Raw genomic sequence first — 17,717 nt, forward strand, 5'->3', positions numbered from 1 at the left:
ACTTCACAAGAATTTAAGATACCGAGCTTCTGGTGTGAATTTAGAAAGGATAAAGGAATGAAAAAACTGATTTTGGCTGCTTCTATTATGGCTTTGACAGCATGTTCAGCCCCTCAGCAAGAACAAATCAATGTAATGCCAGAAGCTTCACTAAGCTCAAGCAACCTTGTACAAGGCAAAACATACACACTAACCAGTAAAGATGTTCGTGCCGCTCAATACGTTGCACTGGTTGATAGTGGCCGATCAAATATTCAGCCAATTCACGCTAAGCAGAACATGCGCATTTCTCTAGAGAACGCTGTAGCACAACAGTTAGAGTCTCAAGGTTACCGCGCAAGCGTCAACAGCGAAAACTCGATTGTTTTAGAGATTCAAGAGGCGCTTGTTACCGTAGAACACACCATTATGGAAAACCAAATGGACGGTAAGGTAACACTTGAAGTAACGGCTGAAACTCCGGAAGGTAAGCTCGTTAAAACATTCAACGGTACTGCTACTCGCACAGGTGCATTAAGCGCTTCAAACGATGATATCGCGATGGTGCTTAACGATGTAATCAACTTGGTATTGAAAGAGATTGCCAATGACCAAGAGCTACAAACTTACATGAAGGAACGTTTCTAATGGGTCGCATTCTATCTTCTATTGCATTAATGCTGGTGAGCGTGAGCGTTTGGGCTGGTCCTAAAGTGAACGTAGAAACAACATTAGGCGACTTCACTATCGAGCTTAACCAAGAGCAAGCACCAGTGAGTGCTGAGAACTTTCTAAAGTACGTAGCTGACGGCAGCTACGAAGGTACTATCTTCCACCGTGTTATTCCTGGTTTCATGGCGCAAGGTGGCGGCTTCGATCAAGACATGAATCAACAAGCAACTTATGCTCCTATCAAGAATGAAGGCAGCAATGGCTTGAAAAACGATACAGCAACAATCGCTATGGCTCGTACTAATGCGCCAGATTCTGCAACTCGCCAGTTCTTCATTAACTTCTCTGATAATGATTTCTTGAACGCAAAAGGTGGTAACCCAGGCTACGCAGTATTCGGCAAAGTAACTGAAGGTTTTGATGTTGTTCAAAAGATGGCAACGATTCCAACCAAACGAATGGGCCGCATGTCAGACATCCCTGTCGACCCAATCGTCATCACTAAAGTGACCCTTCTTAAGTAATCCAATGTAACGCCCTTATTTCTTAAGGGCGTTTTTCTATACAAGGACGCCCTATGTCATCAGGCACTCCCTCTCTTTCTTGGATGCAGACTTTCCGTAGCTACCTTGATAAACGCCTACTTTGGGTGTTTATGCTCGGTTGTTCGAGCGGCTTCCCATGGGTTCTTATTGGATCCAACATGTCTGGTTGGCTAAAAGATGCAGGTTTAACACGAGCAGCCATTGGCTACTTTGGTAGTGTGTTTGCCGTCTATGCGATTAACTTTTTATGGGCACCATTGGTAGACCGAGTAAAACTGCCGCTGCTTCACGCAATACTCGGCCAACGCCGCAGTTGGATCTTTTTCTGCCAAACCATTGTTTTAATCTGCACCTTATTCATCGCAGGTGTCAATCCCGCAGAGAATTTGGCGTTTACCTCAATGTTGGCGCTCGCTATTGCCATTGCCTCAGCTACGCAAGATATCGCGATTGATGCATTTCGTATTGATACCTTCCCAAAATCCGAAGCATCAAAACTGCCGCAAGCTTCTGCAATGGCCGTAATTGGTTGGTGGACAGGGTATTCTCTACCAGGTTACCTTGCCTTTATTAATGCAGACTCAATCGGTTGGAATGGCGTGTATTACGGAATGGCAGGTGTCGTTGTCGTATTAATGCTGTTTACTCTTTTTGTCGGAGAGCCAAATACACAACGCGAAGCCCTACAAGAGCAAGCACAACAGCGACACAATAAAGTAGTCGGCTCAAAGCTTGTCGCTTGGTTCAGTGTAACGGTAATTGAACCGTTTTATGATTTCTTCAAAAGAAACGGTGTTCAAGTTGCCATTACTCTATTGTTGTTTGTGTTCCTATTTAAGATAGGTGAAGCCTTCCTAGGTCGCATGTCGATCACCTTCTATAAAGAGATAGGTTTCAGTAACGAACAGATAGGTCACTACTCCAAGTTAATTGGCTGGGGAGCAACCATATTCTTCACTTTGGTAGGCAGTGTCTTCAATGTGAAATTCGGTATTGTACGCGGGCTGATGATCGGCGGTGTGGCAATGGCAGCAAGTAATCTAATGTTTGCGTGGATCGCTCAGACTGGCCCGAGTAAAACCTTGTTCTTGGCAACCATCATTGTAGACAACTTCACAACTGCCTTTTCTACCGTTGCGTTTGTCTCTTTCCTAACGCTATTAACAGGCCAAGCGTTTTCAGCAACACAATACGCCTTACTCGCATCCTTAGGTAACTTCGGTCGCACCACACTGGCTTCCTTCAGTGGTGAGTTGGTTGATTACCTAAATGACTGGTCAACCTTCTTTATACTTACTGCGCTTATGGTGATACCAAGTTTGATCATGCTCTATTCGTTACGCCACTTTTTCACAGATTTACTAGAAAAAGCGAAAACCAACCACGAATAAGAGAAAAAGAAGACAGAATAGAAAGAGGGTAGCTTCACGCTACCCTCTTTTACTTTGTCGCTAATGATTTGGTAAGCGCTAGTCTGTTGTATCACTCACAATAAGATTAAAACCCGCTCCGTCATCAATTGCCACGACTTGATACACCACACCACTAGCTAGCGTAGCAGGCGCAGAATCAATCGCCACAACTGACGGTTGGCCCGCTACAGTAATGGTCACAAAGTAAGACCCGGCTGCAACATAAATACCATTCGCGTAGTCTTTGAATTTCACATCACTTAACGCAGGAGTGCTACCAGCAATACCCACGTTTTCTGTTAAAAATAGATCTAAGACTGGATTAAAAGGTGGTTTGGATGAGTCATTTTTTAAGAGAAAATGATTAGAAAGGAATACTGTTGATTTTGATACGCATGTCACTCTAATTAGTAGAATCGTTTGCTTAGCGCACTATTTCACCTATTTATCCACAAAATAATCGAATTTCACAAAATCAATAGAACTCAAGGTGCATCAAGATGCATTGCCACCTTAAAGTTCCATCATTTAGATCGTTAGTGTGATCAACCTCACTATAATAATTGCAATTTTCACTCTGTCTCACTTTTATTTGAGAACAAAATCGCTATGATGCTCGGCATTCGGACATATAAACACGCACGGATTAGCGGGTTACTTATTTCAAACATAGAGAGTTCCATTATGCGTAAATCACTTTTAACTCTTGGCCTACTTGCAGCAACTTCTGCTCCAGTAATGGCAGCAGATTATTCTGACGGCGACATCCACAAAAACGATTACAAGTGGATGCAGTTCAACCTTATGGGTGCATTTGATGAGCTTCCAGGTGAATCATCACATGATTACCTAGAGATGGAATTTGGCGGTCGTTCAGGAATCTTCGACCTATATGGCTATGTTGATGTATTTAACCTACTTTCGGATCCAGGTAGCGATAAAGCAGACAGCCAAGCAAAAATGTTCATGAAGTTTGCTCCTCGTATGTCTCTTGACGGCCTAACTGGTAAAGATCTATCTTTCGGTCCAGTTCAAGAACTTTACGTAGCTTCTGAAATCACTTGGGATGGCGTTAACACAACTGACACTACTTTTGGTGTTAACCAACAAAAAATCGGTCTAGGTTCTGACGTAATGGTTCCTTGGTTAGGCAAAATTGGCTTAAACCTTTACGGTAACTACGATTCAAACGTTAAAGACTGGAATGGTTTCCAAATCTCGACTAACTGGTTCAAACCATTCTACTTCTTCGAAAACGGTTCATTCATTTCTTACCAAGGTTACATTGACTGGCAATTTGCGATGGAAGACGAGTACAGCGCAGAAAGCAGTGGTGGCGCAATGTTTAACGGTATCTACTGGCACTCAGACCGTTATGCTGTAGGTTACGGTCTTAAAGCTTACGAAACTATTTACGGTCTAGAAGACGGTGGATTCGCAGGTAAAACTTCAGGTGTGAGCCACTACCTAGCAGTAACTTACAAGTTCTAATCGAACTTCTAAGAAAAGTTTCCTAAATGGCACCCTCGGGTGCCATTTTTTATTGCTTTCATTTAATGCCTCGCTATCCTTGCAGCATCACTTTCTTATCTCGGTACTGCTGTGAACATCACGATTGTTGGACCCGGAGCGATTGGTTCTTTGTGGGCCATAAAGCTACTTCAAGCTGGTCATAATGTCTCTTTGTGGAGTCGTTCTTCTGACACCTCTACAGACCTATCACTTGATGAGCAAACTTCACTCTCCTTCAGTAACAACAATATCGAAAAGCTATCTGCGAGTGACTTGGTGATCGTCACGCTCAAGGCTTGGCAAGTAAAAGAAGCCACCACTCCGTTACTTCAATATCTCGACCCTGACACCATTCTTATGTTCATGCACAACGGAATGGGAGCGGTAGACGAGATAGCCGCTCAAATTGATGCTCACCCGGTAGTATTGGCGACCACCACCCAAGCTGCATTCAAACCTGATCGTAATAGTGTCTCTCACACAGGGTTAGGCCAAACTCAACTGGGGGCTTTTAACCTCCAAGGTCAGCAATGCACTTTTTTGGTTGATGTGTTGGAACACGCCCTACCGACCGTGAATTGGAACCCTGAGATAAAAACTGCGCTTTGGACTAAGCTCGCCATCAATTGTGCGATCAACCCACTCACGGGCCTTGAACAGATCAAGAATGGCGAACTTGCAGATAAAAGGTTTGGGGATACTTTAAGCTCTATCGTTGAAGAGCTCACAAAAGTTATGCAAGCCGAAGAGATCGCTTGTTCATTCGGCGAATTAGAAGCCAGCGTCAAACAGGTCATCCAAGCCACAGCGCAGAACAACTCATCCATGAAGCAGGATATATTTTACCAACGCAAGACAGAGATCGACTTCATCACTGGTCACCTAATAAAAACAGCACTTAAGCATCAGATAAAAGTTCCCGTTAACCAAAAGCTGTTCGATCAGGTCAAAAAGCAAGAAAATAGCTGGAATCATCAAGATTAGTCAGCAACGGTTAACAAGTCGCGATAAAATAACAATACTGATCAGCATGACGCTGGCACCAATTTCCAAGATTTAGGTAAGAATAGATGTTTGATATCAATCACATCCGAGAGCAGTTTCCTGCGCTATCACAAACCATCAATCAACAACCATTGATTTACTTAGACAGCGCGGCAACAACACAAAAACCTCAGGTAGTTATTGATGCCATTAGCCAATATTACTCTAAGCAGAATGCCAATGTGCACCGTGGTAGCCATAGCTTAACCGCGCAAGCCACCAGTCAATTTGAAACAGCAAGAGACAAAGTCGCCCAGTTTATTGGCGCTACGTCTTCAAAGGAAATCATCTGGACTCGTGGTGCCACCGAAGCACTTAACCTCATTGCTCAAACGTACGCAAGAAGTACCCTTCAACCTGGCGATGAGATCTTAGTGAGTGAAATGGAACACCACGCCAACATAGTGCCTTGGCAAATTGTGGCTGAACAAACCAGCGCTAAAGTAGTTAAAGTGCCAATGACATCTGATTGCGAATTTGATCTACAAGCTTTTGATCATCTTCTTAATGATAAGACCAAGATTGTTGCCTTAGCTCAGATCACCAATGTCACAGGTTCTCGTCAGCCAATTGAACAAGTCATCGAAAAAGCTCACAAAATGAATGCGGTTGTGGTGGTTGATGGCGCACAAGGTATCGTTCATGAATCAATTGATGTTGCAGCTTTAGGCGCTGATTTCTACGTATTCTCTGGGCACAAACTCTATGCCCCTGCAGGTATTGGCGTGCTTTACGGCAAACTTGAATTGCTCGAGGCGATGCCACCTTGGCATGGTGGTGGCAAAATGGTTGAGCGTGTCTCTTTTTCTGGCACGACGTTTTCTGAACTTCCAGGCAAATTTGAAGCGGGCACACCCAATGTCGCTGGGGCTATTGCTTTGAGCACTGCAATAGAATGGTTAAGTGGCTTTGTACAACAAGATGTCGAAAATCATATCCACCAGCTACAGCACGAAACCTACCATGCACTCAGTAAACTGGATGACATTCAGGTTTTAGGGTATCAACCCAACGCAAGTGTGATTACTTTTGTGATGGATGGCGTTCACCATCAAGATATTACGACGCTATTGGATCAACAAGGTATCGCCGTTCGTGCTGGTCACCATTGTGCTCACCCATTGATGGATGCGCTTAATGTGAAAGGAACGGTTCGAATTTCATTTGGTATTTACAACAATATGGATGACGTTGAAAAGCTCGTAGCGGCGATAGAAAAAGCCGTTGATATGCTTTAGGGAGTAGCGAGTAGCGAGTAGCGAGTAGCGAGTAGCGAGTAGCGAGTAGCGAGTAGCGAGTAGCGAGTAGCGAGTAGCGAGTAGCGAGTAGCGAGTAGCGAAATTATGTAGGGTTGGCGTTTAGCGTCAACCCTTTTTGTTTCTGTGTATCTAAGACATATTAAGCACTTAGCTCTTGGATTTGAGTAACAATCGCTTTTAATCCGTTCCCGCGAGATGGGCTTAGATGGGTAATTAGACCAATTTGTTCAAAGTAGCCATCAATATCAAACGCTTGAATCTGCTCTGATGTTTTTCCATCATATGCCGCCATCACTAACGCAATAAGCCCGCGCACAATACGAGCATCTGAATCGGCGCAAAAATACCAAACACCGTCGATGTTCTGGGAAACTAGCCACACTTGGCTTTCACAACCAGATACCACAACCTGCTCACTTTTCAGTTCATCAGGCATCACTGGCAGTTTCTTTCCCCATTGAATCACTTGACGATAACGGTCTTCCCAGCCGCTGAATGTCTGCATCTTCGCGACAATATCGTCACTGGTAATTTCTTGGCCGAATGGAGAGCTCGGGAATGACGTCATTTTTATGTCCAGTAAATTCTTAGTAAGCGTAAAGTCAGTGTTACTTAGTGTGCTTTTGAATGATCTTTTCGACGATACGTGAAACAGCAACAAAACCAAAAGTCGCGGTTACTACCGTTGCTGCGCCAAAACCTGTCGCACAATCCATTCGTTTTGGACCTTCGGCTGTCGCTTTTGCCGCACATACACTGCCGTCAGCTTGCGGGTATTTCAACTGTTCAGTTGAGAACACACAGTCGATACCGAACTTACGTGCAGGATTAGTAGGGAAGTTGTGGTGACGACGCAACGTGTCTTTCAGTTTCTTCGCTAGCGGATCTTGAATCGTCTTAGTCAGATCAGCCACTTTGATTTGAGTTGGGTCTACTTGACCACCCGCGCCACCAGTGGTGATCACTTTGATTTTGTTACTGCGGCAATACGCCAACAGCGAAGCCTTAGCTTTCATGCTATCAATCGCATCGAGAACAAAATCAAACTCTTTCGACAGGTATTCAGCCTGATTGTCTGGGCCGATAAAATCGTCAATCAGGTTAACTTTACACTCAGGGTTAATCAGCTTAACACGCTCGGCCATCACTTCGATTTTGCTCTTACCAACCGTGCCCGACATTGCGTGGATCTGACGGTTGATGTTAGTCACACACACATCATCCATATCGATCAACGTTAGCTCACCTAAACCCGTGCGAGCAAGCGCTTCAACCGCCCATGAACCTACACCACCAATACCGATCACACACACATGTGCCGCTCTAAGTATGTCGACTTCACTATTACCATATAGGCGACGAGTGCCACCGAATCGTTGGTCATAGTTTTCTGAAGCTGGAGTGGTCAATTCACGCATTGTTGCCGCCAATTTATTTCTGAGAAAAAGAAAAGAGTGCGTTTTATACGCACTCTTGAATAAAAAGTCTAGGGGATTAGCGATTCGCTTTCAATGCCCTATTTTATTGCCGCTTACTCGACCTTTTCAGGTGGTAAAGCCCAAGGTGCTTCCGTCGCACTGCCATCTAAGCCAAGTTTCCACACTCGACCAAAATGCTTGTAGTGACCTGCTTCAGTGCCTGCGCGTGGGCCAATGCCATGGTAAAGGTCTAGGTGATTCTGCTTAACCGCACCGCCTGTATCCAAAACCAGTAACAGTCTTAGTTGGTGTGCGCCGCTCCAAGTACCGTCTGCATTTAATAGTGGTACTTCAGCCAGAATCGGTGTACCCATCGGTAAGATAGAGCGATCACCCGCAACTGCGGCCATAGGTAACAGTGGAATGCCAGCGCTACCCATTACCGACAAGTCATCTCTCGCACTAAAGAATACGAAAGATGGATTTTGCTCAAGCAGCTCTTTCACCACTTCAGGATCGTTTGCCAATACCCACTCTTTGATTGCTTTCAGCGACATTTCTTCGCGTGGAACTAAGCCTCGTTCGATCAGCACACGGCCAATACTCACGTAAGCCTTATTGTTCTTACCCGCGTAAGCGAAGTACTGCAAGGTATCGTCATCACCAAAGTGGACGAAACCGCTGCCTTGTACTTCCATCATGAACGGGTCGATACGGTTGGCAGCGTAGCCAAGTTCAAGACCTTGACCTTCTAAGGCGCCATTGTAGATCTCTTCACGGGTTGGACACTCTTTATCGCATTCAGGAAGGCCATAAACCGGGTAACGATACTCTTCATTCGCTTCGTGGCGCAGTTCCATTACTGGAGAGAAATAGCCTGTGAAAAGCACATTACCTTGCTTATCTCCGCCACCAAGTTGAGCCGTTTGAACACCAAAGTTTGCGAGTTCACTTGGGTCACCACTTAGCATCGCCCACTCATTAAGTTGCTTGTATAGCGGCTCGTAGATTTTCGCCATCGATGGTGATCGAGACACAACCATCTCAGCCTGCTCAGCAAATGCGGTGTAATCTCTTGGTTTATTAGACTCCACTACATCAACCTTATTTAAGGTGCGAGGAAATTCATCATCAAGGTGTTGTTGAGCGAGATCGGTGGGTTGAGCACAGCCAAATAAAACTGAGGCGGCAACAAGGGGAAGCCATTTTTTAATCACAAGAGTCATCCTAATAATTCTATGCATCGAGGATGACAAAAACAGTCAGATAACACAATCTTAGATTGTAAGAGTTTACAATAAGATAACCTATCGGACTGAGTGGTCGATATGGCCTTTAAGGCGAAAGACAGGATTGTAGTGACTGTCCGAATCAAGCACCATTTCGGTGTTGTCGGAATTGGTCATGCGGAAACGATACGTTTGATCGCCCGTCTTATACTCTAAGTAGTTACCATCAAACTCAAAGTTAGTCGCAACAATAGAACCCGCCACTGATACACCATTCGCATTCAACACAAACTCATCCGTCGCGTAATGCGCAACATCTTGTTCAATCCAGGTGCCATACAACAAATGATTTGGTGTTGCTGCATCTTGCAATCGAGTGATCACATCACCAAAAAGTGACACCACCGCGAACGAACCGACCAGAGCCAAAACCATGAGACAACGCTCGATGATCTTACGCTTAAACTTAGATTGGTTGCGTTGTTCTGCCTCACTGTAGAGACCTGTGGTTATCTCGTCGATCTTGTTCTTTGTTGCTGGAGCTTGTTGCATTCGGTGACTACTCATAAAGATGCTATGCGCATTCTACACTGAGACCGTTTATATAATGAACCCTAGATGAGCATAGTTTGCGCTTTATTCCAAAAATGTGTTGTTTACCCTTGAATTTAAATGCTAAATTAACGAATAAATAAACACTAATGGACTTATTCTGTGAAATTAAGAAGTACAGCGCTAGTAAAAGGTTTCAGACAATCAACCCCTTACGTAAATGCTCACCGTGGTAAAACCATGGTAATTATGCTGGGAGGCGAAGCCGTTGCCGATAGAAACTTTGGCAACATTATTAGTGATATTGCCTTACTCCACAGCCTTGGAGTCAAGATTGTGCTTGTTCATGGCGCAAGACCGCAGATCAACCAACTGTTAGCAAAACAAGATTGTCATACGCCTTATCACAAGAATATTAGAGTCACCGATGAGTATTCACTGGGTGTTGTGATGCAGGCTGCTGGCCAATTACAGCTCGCCATCACCGCTCGACTCTCAATGAGCTTAAACAACACACCTATGGCGGGCACTCAACTCAACGTGATGAGTGGCAACTTTATTACAGCTCAACCGCTAGGTGTCGATGATGGTACGGATTACTGCCATAGCGGACGTATACGTCGGATCGATATCGAAGGGATTAATCGCACACTCGACCAAGGCTCTATTGTATTGCTTGGTCCAATCGCCAGTTCCGTAACAGGCGAAAGCTTTAACCTACTTTCTGAAGAGGTCGCGACCCAAGTAGCCATTCGTTTAAAAGCCGACAAACTCATTGGCTTTTGCTCGGAGCAAGGGGTCACCGATCAAAACGGCAATGTACTCGCCGAGCTTTTTCCAAAAGACGCCAAACTCATTCTAGAACGCTTAACTCAATCTCAAAACCCTGCCGAAGACATGAGCACTGGCACACTGCGATTCCTGAAAGGTGCTATCTCCGCGTGTCGTGCCGGCGTACCTCGTTGTCACTTAATCAGCTACAAAGTGGATGGCGCATTGATCCAAGAGCTGTTCTCTTTCGATGGTATTGGAACCCAAGTGGTTATGGCGAGTGCCGAGCAAGTAAGACAAGCTCAGATTGATGATATCGGTGGCATCTTTGACCTTATTCGCCCGCTTGAAGAACAAGGCATTCTCGTTCGTCGCTCAAGAGAGCAGTTAGAACAAGAGATCCACCGCTTTACCATTATTGAGAAGGACGGGCTGATTATCGGCTGTGCAGCACTCTACGCGTATCCGGAAGATCACATGGCAGAGATGGCGTGTGTGGCTATCCACCCTGATTACCGTGATGGAAATCGTGGGCAGTTATTGCTGGATTACATGCGCCATCAATCCAAGTCTCGCGATATCGACCAGATTTTTGTCCTAACGACACATAGTCTGCATTGGTTCCGTGAACAAGGATTTTACGAGATCGGTGTGGATGAGTTACCGATGGAAAAACAGGGGTTATACAACTATCAACGCAACTCAAAAATCTTAGCATTAAATGTGTAAATAAAGTTTTTGACTAAAATCTCAGTTCAAAAGAAAAATAATTGTAAATGTAATCGTTTTCTATATGAGATTTATCAAGTATGCACTTTCACTCACACGATTTATTGTATAGAATTTAAGCGCTTTAATAATATTAACAAATGTTTTTATAGGAATTGCCATCTCGATAGTCACATTGAACTTATTGAGATGGTAACTGCACGGATTGCTATACCCGTTAACGGTCAGCACGCTAGCAGTAGCTCTGCCGTTAGTATAAACAGCAAAAAGAGCAACATTGATATGAGAACCATTGTTTGTAACTCGCTACAAAGTTTTTGGGATATGGCTGATAACCAATTCTTAGAAGGGTTAGACGTACACTGCGTGTTCCCTGTGAGCGAGAATCTAAAAGAGTTTATTTTGAATTGCCAAGCAAAATACAAGATAAACCACATATCGTTTACTCGAGCGTTTTTAGGCACTGATTCCTAGCACGCTCAAAGCAACCAGGGATGGTTGCTTTGTACATGTACCTCTATCACCTTTAGCTAGTTAAGCGGCTTCCTAAACCACTCACTCGCTCTGTTTTCACCTTAATCCCACGCTTTAATACGTTAGTATCACTGAACATCATCAGTCGTTTCTTCGCACGCGTAATACCTGTGTAGATAAGCTCTCGCGTCAAAATTGGGCTGAAATCTGGCGGCAGGATCATTAAGGTCAGATCAAATTCACTGCCCTGCGATTTGTGAATCGTCATCGCATAAGCCGTTTCATGATCGGGCACTCGACTTGGTAGTACGGCTTTTACACTGCCATCGGGCAATTCAAAGTACACCTTCAATCGAGGGACTGAGTTATCGTCATTTGAAGAAGAGCTACTTGCATCAGCTTCAAGCATACAGATACCAATATCACCATTGTATAAGCCCAAGCCATGATCGTTACGCGTTACCATGACTGGTCGCCCGTGATACCACAATTCATCGTTGTGCGGATTCACCAAGCGTCTTGCGGCAAGCGCCCTTTCTATTCTGTGGTTGAGGCCTTTAACACCAAAGTCACCTTCACGAATAGAACACAGCAATCGACATTGGCTAAACAAATCGAGCACCGATTTGGCTCTCGCTTCTTGAGTTTCTAATTCTTCCAACGGTACATTCATTCGATTCAGATACGCACCATACTCATTGACTAACGTACGCAGCATCAAGTTATAGCAGTCACTGGATAGAGGATGATTTTCGATATCCTCAAACCCTTTCGCAAACACTTGATCGACCTGATTCGCAGAGCCGTTATTGATCGCTTTTGCCAACTGCCCGATACCTGAACGCGCATCAAAACGGTAACTCTTCTGCAGCATACACAAGCTATCAGCAATCGCCGGAGGATTAACGACTGCCGCTTTTGCTTGTTGTGTATTCGCTATTGCATTAAAGCCTGTCATTTCCGCAATCAAATTACCTTGCGCTGTGCTGTAGCCTGTTGAATTAAAAGAGCAGATATCCCCCAACACCGCACCGGCCTCTACTGAAGCGAGTTGGTCTTTATCACCCAATAAGATAAGCCTTGCGTGCTCAGGGAGTGCATCCACCAGCTTATACATCATGGATAAGTCGACCATCGATGCTTCATCCACCACCAAGATATCAAGGTGAAGTGGGTTGCGTCGGTTGTGTCTAAATTCCGCTCGGTTAGGAATCGCGCCAAGCAATCGGTGCAAAGTACTCGATTCAGTGGGTATGTTGGCTTTTACTTCAGGCGCTAAAGGCAGTTGCTCAATTGCTTTACCAATCGACTCGGTTAAACGCGCCGCCGCTTTACCTGTCGGTGCCACCAGCTTAATCGCTGGTGTTTTGCCTTGGCTTAATGATTGCTCGACCATCGCCGACAGTAATTTGGTTACCGTGGTCGTTTTACCGGTACCCGGTCCACCAGAAATCACTGCAAAGCGACGACTCAGCGCCACCGCTGCCGCCACTTTTTGCCAGTTCAAACATGCCGATAACGGCACCAAGTCGTCTAATACATCTAAATCTGTCACTTGCTTAGCTTGTACAATCGCTTGGTCGATTGCGCCCCAATCTAGAGCCTGCTCATTCACAATATCAAGATGGTCACACACCAATTGTTGACGTAATACCTGAGACGTTTGTTGGCTTGCTTCAGCCTTGGCTAAGGCATTAAACAGAAAATGGTAACTGCGTGCGAATAACTGATTCAACGTTTCGGTCAGCGCCTTTTTCTGTTCAATATTGAACTCGACTGGCTTACTTAAACGGTTTAACGTTTCAGCCAACACGACTTCATAGTTCCAATAGCGTTGTAAGTAGACACGCTGCCCATCAAACATCAACGGCTTAACACAGTCATTGGTTGTACCTACTAAGTTTGACGATTGAAGTACCGTCACCCAGTCAATGCCTAACAATTTCTGGTTCAATTGCAGTGCCGTTTCACCGTACAAACCGAGTAACTGGGCTAGATCTGTCGTTAGTTCAGGGCCTGCCGTTTGAGCTTGTATAAGCTGAGTACAAATGTGTCCTTTACCTAATTCATGGCTCACTACCCCAGCAAGAAAGCCGACTTCGTGAGAGTGACTCGTGGCTTGCTGAGCAATAAAACGGGCAAATTGATAATCCAACTGACGAATCGAACCCTTATCCGCGAGAAACTTGAGTACATCCATAAGTTGCTCAGGAATAAGTGAAACTGGCTTTAGCGTGTTCGCTGCCTCTATGCTGGTATTAGTGGTCGTTGTTGTCATTATAAAAGCCCCATCTGTCCAGTTTCATTGTCATTCAATTGTGCTGAACGTCTGTCTATCACTTTACCGTCAATCAATTGATCCATTTCATCGAGCAAAGCCAGTGTTGGTTTCGCCGAGAATATACCTTGTTGAGATTGGCCATCCATTCCTCTTAAGAACAAGTAATAAACTCCACCGAAATGTTGTTCATAACTGTAATCCGCAACGCGGCTGCGTAAGAAGCGATGCAGCGCTAACGCGTAGATTTGATATTGCAGATCGTAGCGGTGGTCGGCCATCGCCGATTTCAATGCCTCACCATGGTAAACGGCAACATCATCTCCTAAGTGGTTCGATTTCCAGTCAAGTACATAGTATTTACCTTGATGCTCAAACACTAAATCGATGAAGCCTTTCAACATACCTTGCACTGTTTGGAAACCTAGGTCACCCGCTTTAGCGGATAGCGGATCATGATATTGGATGGTTTGATTCAATTCCGATGCGGCTAACACTTCGATCGGTAGTAAGAATTCCATCTCAACTAAGCGTTGCGTCGAATCTTTCTCGCTTAGCTTTAGGCTTTTACCATCCAGCGTTGTGTTAAGAACGGTATCGACCAGTTGCTGAAGTACAGGTAGCCACTCTAGTTCGTATTGTTCAGACTCTAATAAGTGAGTGATTACTTGCGTGTTATGTTCACTGGTTGCTGGCTCAGTAAATTCAACATCCTCAAACAAGGTGTGCAAGAAAGTACCTGGGCGAGCACCACGAGGGAACGTAAAGATCGAGCGTTCAGGTTCAATCAACTCAGACTCATCTTGCTCATCAGCCGAGTCAATATCAAAACCAGAGACCTCTATGGTCGCGTCATGGCTCGCGCCGTGACTGCCTTGCTTTACAAGCCCTGAGTAACTGGTGATTCGCCAAGCCCTGTCGATTGAAGCCTTGAGTTCATTAGCATGTAAGTCCTCACTCACTTGCTCTGTTTGTGCGAACACTTGCTCATGAGCGGTTGGTGTTTCGGCTAACAGCACACTTGAATTTTTGCCTTCAATTGCTGCTAGAGCTTGATGCAATTCGGCAATACCCTGCTCTTGTCCGTTTTGAACCAAGTAGCCCATCGCACTCAAATGCACGCCTGTCGGCTCTTTGGTTGAACGCCCTTTACGCAGTGGCGCCATACCAATAAAACAGCCATAAACCGCACGAGTCAGCGCTACATAAATTAAGCGTAAGTCTTCCGCCAGTCGCTCTTTATCCGCTTGAGCTAAAGCACTATCACTGCCCGTAATATCAAGCACTGTGGTATCTGAATCATGGTCGTAGAATTTGCCTTCACTCGCTTCTCGATAGCTCGCAACAAATGGTAGAAATACCAAGTCATATTCCAAACCTTTCGACTTATGAATGGTAACGATTTGAACCAAGTTTCTTTCTGATTCAAGGCGTTGAATGTCGTCTTCACTGCCGCCTAAACCATTTTGTGCATCTGATATCGCTTCTGCCAACCAACGCAACAAGCCATAGTCACTGTCGAGTTCTTGTCTTGCTTGTTGCAACAATTCGCCAATATGCATCAAATCGGTTAGTGAACGCTCACCATTTTCTTCTTCCAGTAAGCGTTCCGCGAGATGTCTTTTACTGATCACACTGCGCAACATTGGTAACACGCCGCGCTGTAACCATAACTTACGATATTCTCGAAATTCGTTAACGACGTTTTCCCAAACCACTTCATCGTTGTTGAGTTCGTCCAATGATGCTGCATCAAGAGCAAACAACTCTGAGGCTAAACTGGCGCGCAACGCACGATCGTTTTCAGGTGTCAGCACAGCTTGTAGCAGGCGTTGAATATCTTGCGCGACCAAGCCGGTGAACACACTGTCTCGGTTCGACAAGTACACACTCGCGATACCTTGCTCAGACAGCGCGTTCTTGATCAGACGACCTTCACTGCCGGTTCTAACCAAGACAGCAATATCACCCGCATTCACGGCATGTTGTTTTTTGCCGTTATCAAAATAGGCTTGTTGGTTTTGAGAAGCGGTCAGAATGGTTTGAATTTGACTCGCCGTCGCCTCAGCCATTGCCTTGTGATACTCACCCTTTGGTAACGGCTTGTCTTCAGCCTCTTGCAGCCAAAAGGTGAGTGCATGCTGAGTCTCACCATTCATTACCCATTGGCGCTTATCGGCAGATGGACTGGCTGCAACAGGCAAAAATGGAATGTCTTGATCATAGATAAACGGACTGTCCGAATTCATAAACACTTGGTTTACTGCACTCACCATATCGGCACTTGAACGCCAGTTAGTCCCTAACGTATAGTGAGCACTAACTTGGTTTCTTGCCTTAATATAGGTAAAGATATCTGCGCCACGGAATCCGTAGATAGCCTGCTTCGGGTCACCGATCATAAACAAGCCGCACTGCGGATTATCGAGATAGATTCGGCTAAAAATACTGTATTGCAGCGGATCGGTATCTTGGAATTCATCGATCATTGCCACCGGGTATAAGGTGCGAATTCTTTCCACCAGCAATGACTGCTCATCGACATCAATCGACGCGGATAACTGAGTCAGCAAATCATCAAATGATAACCACTGCTTCTGCTGTTTCGCCTTGGCTAACATGGTTCGACAATGGGTAATCGCATGTGCCAATAACGGCGCTTTCAAGTCAGCAGGGTGATTTAAGAAATCTTCAATCGCTTCGAAAACGGCATGCTGAGGTGCAGTGCCTTTCGGTGTTTTTTCAATTAACGTGGCTTGAGAGAACTTTTCTAACTTGTCTGGATATTGATAATCATGAGTGTCGCTCTGCGCCCATGCTGTCACCGCCTCTAGCCATGTCGGCAGAGACTTCTTGGTGTAACTACGCTTGTTCACATCTGAACCTGAGATCAAAGCCAAAAAGTCCGCTTCAGATTCACACCACAGCGCTTTAAGCTGCTTCACTTTGTCTAGGTTCTGGTTGTGCAGAGTTTGCAAATCACCCGACATCGCATCTACCGTCAATTTCAGCGGAGAGCCTGTCAGATAACGATTTACGTCTGCTAATAACGCAGCCGGTGAACCCCAAATATTACGAACCTCACCTGCTAATTGAATTGGCAATGGGTAGAACTGTTTACGCCAATAGTCGGCAACCACTTGCGCTTTCAGATGGCTTTCATCGGTCACAAATTCATTATCAAATCGGCTTCCTGACTCGAAGGCATTTTGAGTCAACATACGCTGACAGAAGCCGTGAATGGTGTAGACCGCAGCTTCATCCATTTGCCTTTCGGCATTGAGCAGTGTTTTCGCGGCGCTAGCGTGGTCTTCGATCTCTTGCAACAGAGGCGCAATCACTGGGTCATCACTTTGCCCGCGAGCAAACGCAATCCGAGCATCATGGATTCGGGCACGGATACGATCTCGCAGCTCTGCGGTTGCCGCTTCGGTAAAGGTCACCACCAGAATTTGGTCTACGGTCAGTGGCTCATGGTGTCGGGTAGCTTCTGTAAGCTCACCTTGTGGTGCTGCCGTGCCATGCCCGAGCAGTAGGCGTAAGTACAAGCCGGCGATGGTAAATGTTTTACCTGTACCCGCCGATGCTTCAATTAAACGCGCGCCATGAAGTGGAAACGTCATGGTATTGAGTGTCTGTGGAGCCATTACCTGAACACTGCTTGTGGTCGTCATGCCTTACTGCCTTCTGATAAATGTGTTGTTACAAATGTGACCTAGCGTGGAAAACGTCATTCAATTTACGTCCTACGCTGATTTGTTAATAGTTAGTGCGATCTCTCTCACGGATCAATTTAGATCGCCTCGCTACTATGCGCCCACGAGTTCAGGAGCGCGTACGAGT

General features: G+C 45.3%; 14 protein-coding genes and 1 pseudogene. 8 read left to right on the top strand and 7 right to left on the bottom strand.

Annotated features, from left to right (window positions below):
* Nucleotides 1-57 precede the first annotated feature (57 nt).
* The 3 genes from L1D22_RS01960 to L1D22_RS01970 are packed head-to-tail and all read left to right on the top strand — an operon-like array spanning nucleotide 58 to nucleotide 2,587.
* A complete protein-coding gene (locus L1D22_RS01960; protein WP_017631927.1) occupies nucleotides 58-627 on the top strand; it encodes a YajG family lipoprotein in 570 nt (189 codons plus the stop codon).
* Nucleotides 627-1,175: a peptidylprolyl isomerase gene (locus L1D22_RS01965; protein ID WP_017068517.1), complete on the top strand. Its 549-nt coding sequence runs from the start codon at nucleotides 627-629 to the stop codon at nucleotides 1,173-1,175. The genes L1D22_RS01960 and L1D22_RS01965 overlap by 1 nt, the downstream gene beginning before the upstream one ends.
* A gap of 53 nt (nucleotides 1,176-1,228) precedes the next feature.
* Nucleotides 1,229-2,587 carry an MFS transporter gene (locus tag L1D22_RS01970; RefSeq protein ID WP_239828526.1) on the top strand — a complete coding sequence of 453 codons (1,359 nt, stop codon included), beginning with the start codon at nucleotides 1,229-1,231 and terminating at the stop codon, nucleotides 2,585-2,587.
* A gap of 78 nt (nucleotides 2,588-2,665) precedes the next feature.
* On the opposite strand, the pseudogene L1D22_RS01975 reads toward L1D22_RS01970, so the two are convergent.
* Nucleotides 2,666-2,923, bottom strand: a pseudogene (locus L1D22_RS01975) (2-dehydropantoate 2-reductase); the annotation flags it as partial.
* 297 nt (nucleotides 2,924-3,220) lie between these two features.
* Here L1D22_RS01975 and L1D22_RS01980 point away from each other — a divergent pair.
* The 3 genes from L1D22_RS01980 to csdA all read left to right on the top strand — a co-directional run bounded on the left by L1D22_RS01980 (nucleotide 3,221) and on the right by csdA (nucleotide 6,402).
* A complete protein-coding gene (locus L1D22_RS01980; protein WP_239828610.1) occupies nucleotides 3,221-4,099 on the top strand; it encodes an outer membrane protein OmpK in 879 nt (292 codons plus the stop codon).
* Nucleotides 4,100-4,210: 111 nt separating this feature from the next.
* Nucleotides 4,211-5,104 carry a 2-dehydropantoate 2-reductase gene (gene panE / locus L1D22_RS01985; RefSeq protein WP_239828527.1) on the top strand — a complete coding sequence of 298 codons (894 nt, stop codon included), beginning with the start codon at nucleotides 4,211-4,213 and terminating at the stop codon, nucleotides 5,102-5,104.
* Between the two features lie 86 nt (nucleotides 5,105-5,190).
* Nucleotides 5,191-6,402: a cysteine desulfurase CsdA gene (gene csdA, locus L1D22_RS01990; RefSeq protein ID WP_239828528.1), complete on the top strand. Its 1,212-nt coding sequence runs from the start codon at nucleotides 5,191-5,193 to the stop codon at nucleotides 6,400-6,402.
* 160 nt (nucleotides 6,403-6,562) lie between these two features.
* Here the strand turns inward: csdA and csdE are convergent, their stop codons facing one another.
* From csdE to L1D22_RS02010, 4 genes are all read right to left on the bottom strand, one after another.
* Entirely contained in the window at nucleotides 6,563-6,991 is a 429-nt protein-coding gene (gene csdE, locus L1D22_RS01995; RefSeq protein WP_239828529.1) for a cysteine desulfurase sulfur acceptor subunit CsdE, read from the bottom strand.
* Between the two features lie 40 nt (nucleotides 6,992-7,031).
* Nucleotides 7,032-7,841 carry a tRNA cyclic N6-threonylcarbamoyladenosine(37) synthase TcdA gene (gene tcdA, locus L1D22_RS02000; RefSeq protein WP_102507836.1) on the bottom strand — a complete coding sequence of 270 codons (810 nt, stop codon included), beginning with the start codon at nucleotides 7,839-7,841 and terminating at the stop codon, nucleotides 7,032-7,034.
* Between the two features lie 113 nt (nucleotides 7,842-7,954).
* Nucleotides 7,955-9,067, bottom strand: a complete 1,113-nt coding sequence (gene mltA, locus L1D22_RS02005) for a murein transglycosylase A (RefSeq protein WP_239828530.1) — start codon at nucleotides 9,065-9,067, stop codon at nucleotides 7,955-7,957.
* Nucleotides 9,068-9,148: 81 nt separating this feature from the next.
* Nucleotides 9,149-9,622 (bottom strand): DUF2850 domain-containing protein, encoded by a 474-nt coding sequence (locus tag L1D22_RS02010; protein WP_239828611.1) that lies wholly within the window; start codon nucleotides 9,620-9,622, stop codon nucleotides 9,149-9,151.
* Nucleotides 9,623-9,784: 162 nt separating this feature from the next.
* Here L1D22_RS02010 and argA point away from each other — a divergent pair, with 162 nt between their 5' ends.
* Nucleotides 9,785-11,122, top strand: a complete 1,338-nt coding sequence (argA, locus tag L1D22_RS02015; protein ID WP_239828531.1) for an amino-acid N-acetyltransferase — start codon at nucleotides 9,785-9,787, stop codon at nucleotides 11,120-11,122.
* Between the two features lie 282 nt (nucleotides 11,123-11,404).
* Nucleotides 11,405-11,596 (top strand): hypothetical protein, encoded by a 192-nt coding sequence (locus L1D22_RS02020; protein WP_008223046.1) that lies wholly within the window; start codon nucleotides 11,405-11,407, stop codon nucleotides 11,594-11,596.
* A 52-nt stretch (nucleotides 11,597-11,648) separates the two neighbouring features.
* On the opposite strand, the gene recD is transcribed toward L1D22_RS02020, so the two are convergent.
* On the bottom strand, nucleotides 11,649-13,874 hold the full coding sequence (gene recD / locus L1D22_RS02025) for an exodeoxyribonuclease V subunit alpha (RefSeq protein WP_239828532.1): 2,226 nt from the start codon (nucleotides 13,872-13,874) through the stop codon (nucleotides 11,649-11,651).
* Nucleotides 13,874-17,548 carry an exodeoxyribonuclease V subunit beta gene (gene recB / locus L1D22_RS02030; protein ID WP_239828533.1) on the bottom strand — a complete coding sequence of 1,225 codons (3,675 nt, stop codon included), beginning with the start codon at nucleotides 17,546-17,548 and terminating at the stop codon, nucleotides 13,874-13,876. Before recB ends, recD begins: the two co-directional genes overlap by 1 nt.
* Nucleotides 17,549-17,717 lie beyond the last annotated feature (169 nt).

Origin of the sequence: Vibrio sp. Isolate34 (genome assembly GCF_022397915.1) — a bacterium.
Lineage (GTDB): Bacteria > Pseudomonadota > Gammaproteobacteria > Enterobacterales > Vibrionaceae > Vibrio.

Excerpts from the sequence above, each read along its gene's own strand:
- tcdA (WP_102507836.1), bottom strand. The coding sequence starts at position 7,841 with ATGCGTGAATTGACCACTCCAGCTTCAGAAAACTATGACCAACGATTC.
- recB (WP_239828533.1), bottom strand. The coding sequence starts at position 17,548 with ATGACGACCACAAGCAGTGTTCAGGTAATGGCTCCACAGACACTCAAT.
- L1D22_RS02010 (WP_239828611.1), bottom strand. The coding sequence starts at position 9,622 with ATGCAACAAGCTCCAGCAACAAAGAACAAGATCGACGAGATAACCACA.
- recD (WP_239828532.1), bottom strand. The coding sequence starts at position 13,874 with ATGACAACAACGACCACTAATACCAGCATAGAGGCAGCGAACACGCTA.
- L1D22_RS01970 (WP_239828526.1), top strand. The coding sequence starts at position 1,229 with ATGTCATCAGGCACTCCCTCTCTTTCTTGGATGCAGACTTTCCGTAGC.
- L1D22_RS01960 (WP_017631927.1), top strand. The coding sequence starts at position 58 with ATGAAAAAACTGATTTTGGCTGCTTCTATTATGGCTTTGACAGCATGT.
- L1D22_RS01965 (WP_017068517.1), top strand. The coding sequence starts at position 627 with ATGGGTCGCATTCTATCTTCTATTGCATTAATGCTGGTGAGCGTGAGC.
- mltA (WP_239828530.1), bottom strand. The coding sequence starts at position 9,067 with ATGACTCTTGTGATTAAAAAATGGCTTCCCCTTGTTGCCGCCTCAGTT.
- csdE (WP_239828529.1), bottom strand. The coding sequence starts at position 6,991 with ATGACGTCATTCCCGAGCTCTCCATTCGGCCAAGAAATTACCAGTGAC.
- L1D22_RS01980 (WP_239828610.1), top strand. The coding sequence starts at position 3,221 with ATGCTCGGCATTCGGACATATAAACACGCACGGATTAGCGGGTTACTT.
- L1D22_RS02020 (WP_008223046.1), top strand. The coding sequence starts at position 11,405 with ATGAGAACCATTGTTTGTAACTCGCTACAAAGTTTTTGGGATATGGCT.
- csdA (WP_239828528.1), top strand. The coding sequence starts at position 5,191 with ATGTTTGATATCAATCACATCCGAGAGCAGTTTCCTGCGCTATCACAA.